This is a genomic window from Bradyrhizobium cosmicum, from assembly GCF_032290525.1.
GTDB lineage: Bacteria > Pseudomonadota > Alphaproteobacteria > Rhizobiales > Xanthobacteraceae > Bradyrhizobium > Bradyrhizobium cosmicum_A.
Genome location: NZ_JASXTA010000063.1, coordinates 1 through 1457, shown reverse-complemented (window position 1 = coordinate 1457; position 1457 = coordinate 1). Strand labels below are relative to the sequence as shown.

At 57.7% G+C, this 1457-nt stretch carries 1 protein-coding gene; it reads right to left on the bottom strand.

The window, feature by feature from the left end; translation table 11 throughout:
• Positions 1-40: 40 nt before the first annotated feature.
• Positions 41-1390 carry an IS701 family transposase gene (locus tag QSV46_RS38985; RefSeq protein ID WP_314963993.1) on the bottom strand — a complete coding sequence of 450 codons (1350 nt, stop codon included), beginning with the start codon at positions 1388-1390 and terminating at the stop codon, positions 41-43.
• Positions 1391-1457 lie beyond the last annotated feature (67 nt).

Here is a 1457-nt window from a genome sequence, read left to right as displayed (position 1 = left end):
CTAGCACTACTTTGGCAGAATGTGTTTGCGCCACTGTTTTTCAAGGATTTGCTTTCGGCAATATGGGCACTGCTGAGACGGCGGCCGAAGGATGAGATCGACGATGGCGTGACGTACGGCGGGCATGGTTGGTTGAGGCGGAGGCCCGTTGATTCTTTTTTTTCCGCCCCGCGTATGCGAGGCGATGATGTTGCAGGAAGGCGTAGGCAATCATTGTCATCAGGGCGTGGCGATGCAGACCTTGCCATGATCGCCCTTCGAAGTGATCAAGTCCAAGCTCCTCCTTCAACTGCTGATGCGCCTGCTCACAAATCCACCGTGCCTTGATGGTGGCGGCCAGTGTGCGCAGATCCGTCGCCGCCGGAAGATTGGCGAGATAGTATTTCTTCTCCCCAGAGGCACGTTGCTCGCCAATGAGCCAAGCTTCGTCGCCTGGGAGATGCTGCTGACCTTTATCCCATATCCGCTGCGGAGGGCCGTCGGCGGTCCGGACACGGAGAGCAGCAAATCGGGCTTTTAGCCGACCCTTCGTCCCACTGCGCCAACTCACGGTTTTCCATTTGGCGCTGGCCAGCATTTGTTCTGCCGCAATCGATAAGATATCGGGCACGTGGTGCTTTCGTGGTTTCCCGCGAACTTTAGTAATCGGCCAAATGAGCTTCACATCGACCGGATACACTTTCAGGTGCCGAGGGATACCGACAGCCCAGGCCAGCCCGCGCTCTGTTAGCCCTTGTCGAAACGGTGCGCTGAGGCCGTATCCTGCATCCGCCAGCACACATCCAAAGCGCACCTTGGCTGCCATCGCGCGGTCAATCTCGGCTAAAGCAATCTCCGGCTTGGACCGTGGCGTTCGCTGTTCGACTGGCACGCGAGCGCGCTTCAAACGAGACATGTCGCTCGTCCAACTGTCGGGCAGAAAGAGACGTAATGCGACCATCACGGGCACTTCGCCGCGCGCAAGCGTTAGAGACACCAGCGTTTGGCAATTTGCCGTTTTACCGAGAGCCGACGCGTATTGAGCCGCAACACCGACCGAGCGCTCACCCTTCTTCGGCAGTGAGGTGTCATCGATAACCAACACCGCATCGCTGCCGCCGACAAGTCGGTCCGCCTGGTTGAGCAGCTCTGTCTCCAGCGGCGTCGCGTCCCAGACACCGTCCGCAATGAAATGGTGCAACTGGTCGTAGTTGCTCGTGGCAAGGCGTTCCGCCATCGGCTGAATGCTCTTGCGATCGCCAGGACCGATCAGTCCCGCAACATACAGAGGACACATCCGCTGTCGGGTCTTATGACCCAGCCGGTCCAAGAACGGCCTCAGCCAGCGTTCGAGTTCGTCTTCCCATCCCGTCATGGTCAGCCCTCCAAGAGCCGACCACCCATGAATCATTGAAAAATTGATTCGGGAATCCTATAAAACGAGACAAAATCAACAATCTGCCAAAGTAGTGCTAGGG